The sequence below is a fragment of the Thioalkalivibrio sp. genome (assembly GCF_041685615.1).
Classification (GTDB): Bacteria; Pseudomonadota; Gammaproteobacteria; order Ectothiorhodospirales; family Ectothiorhodospiraceae; genus Thioalkalivibrio.
This window is the reverse complement of sequence record NZ_JAWLFK010000106.1, coordinates 1-2,651: the sequence shown is the minus strand read 5'-3', so window position 1 is coordinate 2,651 and position 2,651 is coordinate 1. Positions and strand designations below refer to the sequence as shown.

Sequence of the window (2,651 nt, the reverse complement as noted above, 5' to 3'; positions counted from 1 at the left end):
GGGCGGCAATGCCTATTGTTATGTCGAGGGGTCGGAACACCTTCTGTTTTGACCTTCGCCTCCCGTATGGAGCCCCTTGCGGAAGGGTGCTCGGGCCGGAAGAAGGCGCTGGATGTTTGAGCGAAGCCGAAGGCGAAGCGAGTTCAGCGCCGCCGGCCCGAGGGCCCTGGAGCAAGGTTCCCGGGCTGAATCCGGGTGCCCTTCTTTGGGTCCTTTCTTGGGCAAGCAAGAAAGGACCTCGGGGCGCGCTGGCGAGTCAGCGCCGGGCAGTATGCGGACCGGAGCCCCCGTAAACACCGGATGCCGAACCAGGACCAGCCATCACCCGGCAGGCGGACAGCCAAACGCGCCGAAGACACCGACGACGAATCGGGCCCGGTCAGGCCCGCCGCGGGCCACCCGCGCTAGCTACGCGGCTTGAAGCCGGGTGGGTGGCGGGCGATCCAGGCGACGAAGTCGCGGATCACCGGCTCGGCCAGCAGCGCCTCGCGCGTGTTCAGGCGTTCCGCCAGGGTCTGCTCGTCGAAGTGCTTGTGGACGTGATCATGACAGGGGCGGCAGACCCTCAGGATCCGGCCCTCGCGCTCGGCGCGGCTGAAGCGCCGGCGGATACGCATGCGCCGGTGCTGCTTGCGCGGGATCAGGTGATGGCGGGTCAGGGCCTCCATCTCGCGTCCGCAGAGCTCGCAGCTGGCCGGCGAGGCCGGCTCGGGGTCGGCAGACCGGGTCACGGCGTCCGCAGGCGGCAGCGCGGCGGCGGCCGGGTGATGGCGTAGTCGGGTTCGGCCAGGTCCATCAGGCAGGGCGCGCCCTCGGGATCGGTGATGCGCGTGGCAATGGCACGGAGCGCGTCTCCACGCGGGCCCGTCTCGCGAACCTGGCGGCTGGTGATGGGCTGCCAGGCACCGTCGCGTTCCTCCGCGATCTCGAAGCCGAACGGGAAGTAGCCGGGGGCGCCAAGGCGCAGGTCAGTGACGACCAGGCGATCGGGTGCGTCCTCCCGCGCGGCGCGGTGGAAGCGCAGGAAGTCGCCGGCGAACCATTGCAGGCGCTGCCCGTCCTCAAGGGCCAGGGCTTCGTCCTGCAGGTGCGCCCCGCGCTCGAAGGCCTCGAAGTCGGGGCGGATGGGCTGGTCGAGTATACTCACCCACGCCTCCAGAAAGCGGTCATCATCCACCACGGTGACACGCCACAGGAGCAGGTTGAACGGGGTGGGCTGGACCAGACGCGGCCGGTCCTGCAGCTCCATCGCCATCAGTGCGGGCTGGATCCGGTGGTCCAGCCAGGCCTTCAGGGCCAGTCCCGATCCGGCATAGACAGTGGACAGGACGAGCCCGGCAACCAGCAGTCGCGGTGCGAAGCGGAACAACAATGCGCCGATGGCGACCACCAGCAGGGGCAGGGTGTAGAACGGATCGATCACGAAGATCGAGGCTACCCCGATCGGTCCCATGAAGGGCCACAGGATCTGCGTGCCGTAGGTGGTGAGGGCATCCAGCAGTACGTGGGTGGACAATATCAGGAACAGGAACCACCACCAGCGCCCGAAGCCGATCTCGCGGGTCGCCGGGATGCGCGCGAGCAGGCCCGCCACGCCGGTGGCGACCAGCAGTTGCAGCAGCAGGGAGTGACTGAAGCCACGGTGATGGATGAAATCGGAGACGTCGTCCCCGTAGGCTATGAGTACGTCGAGGTCCGGGACGATGGCCACGGCGGCGCCCAGCAGTACGGCCTTGCGGCCCAGGCGCGATCCGAGCGTCAGTCCGCCGACGACGGCGCCCAGGCTGGCTTGGGTAACGGGATCCATGCGGAACGATTTCCTTGTGCGTTGACGCGCCTGTGACTGGCGTCCGGCGCCCAGGTTCACGCGATCTGAACAGAGCGGCAGACATGACTCAAGCCGGACACGACAATCAGTGGCAGTTCTGGGTGGACCGGGGCGGTACCTTTACCGACCTGGTGGCCTGCGACCCGGACGGCCGGCTGCACACTCACAAGCTGCTGTCCGAGAACCCGCGGGCCTATGCCGATGCCGCGGTGCAGGGGATCCGTGACCTCCTGGGCCTCGCGGCTGACGCATCGATCCCGGACGGGGTGATCCACGAGGTCCGGATGGGCACCACGGTGGCGACCAACGCGCTGCTGGAGCGCAAGGGCGAGCCGACCCTGCTGGTAATTACCGAGGGACTGGAAGATGCGCTGGCGATCGGGCACCAGGCGCGGCCGGACCTGTTCGCACGGGCCATCCGCCTGCCAGCGCCGGTGTATGCCCGTGTGGAACCGGTGCGCGAACGGGTGAATGCGGCCGGCGAGATCCTCCAGGCGGTGGATCTCGAGGCATTGCGGCCGCGTCTGCAGGCGGCCCTCAATGACGGGATTCGAGCGGTGGCCGTGGTCTGCGTGCACGGCTATCGCTATCCGGCGCACGAGCAGGCGATCGCCGGACTCGCCCGCGAGATGGGCTTTGCCGAGGTGGCGACCAGCCATGCGACCAGCCCGCTGATCAAGCTGGTGCCGCGCGGCGAGACCACGGTGGTGGATGCCTACCTGTCGCCGGTGCTCCGCCGCTATGTGGATCAGATCGCCGGCGAACTGGGGGATGTGCCGCTGCGCTTCATGCAGTCGCATGGCGGGCTGGTGGATGCGGCGCG

The 2,651-nt window shown here is 68.5% G+C and carries 3 protein-coding genes; 1 reads left to right on the top strand and 2 read right to left on the bottom strand.

Going from position 1 to position 2,651, the window contains the following annotated elements; translation table 11 throughout:
• Positions 1-404 precede the first annotated feature (404 nt).
• Together ACESLR_RS11975 and ACESLR_RS11970 are read right to left on the bottom strand one after the other, a co-directional pair.
• Positions 405-668, bottom strand: a complete 264-nt coding sequence (locus ACESLR_RS11975; protein WP_373067757.1) for a hypothetical protein — start codon at positions 666-668, stop codon at positions 405-407.
• A 59-nt stretch (positions 669-727) separates the two neighbouring features.
• Positions 728-1,807: a metal-dependent hydrolase gene (locus tag ACESLR_RS11970; protein ID WP_373067751.1), complete on the bottom strand. Its 1,080-nt coding sequence runs from the start codon at positions 1,805-1,807 to the stop codon at positions 728-730.
• An 83-nt stretch (positions 1,808-1,890) separates the two neighbouring features.
• Between ACESLR_RS11970 and ACESLR_RS11965 the strand changes: the two genes are divergently transcribed.
• The coding region (locus tag ACESLR_RS11965) for a hydantoinase/oxoprolinase N-terminal domain-containing protein (protein ID WP_373067745.1) at positions 1,891-2,651 on the top strand (761 nt) is incomplete at its 3' end.

Excerpts from the sequence above, each read along its gene's own strand:
- ACESLR_RS11970 (WP_373067751.1), bottom strand. The coding sequence starts at position 1,807 with ATGGATCCCGTTACCCAAGCCAGCCTGGGCGCCGTCGTCGGCGGACTG.
- ACESLR_RS11975 (WP_373067757.1), bottom strand. The coding sequence starts at position 668 with ATGGAGGCCCTGACCCGCCATCACCTGATCCCGCGCAAGCAGCACCGG.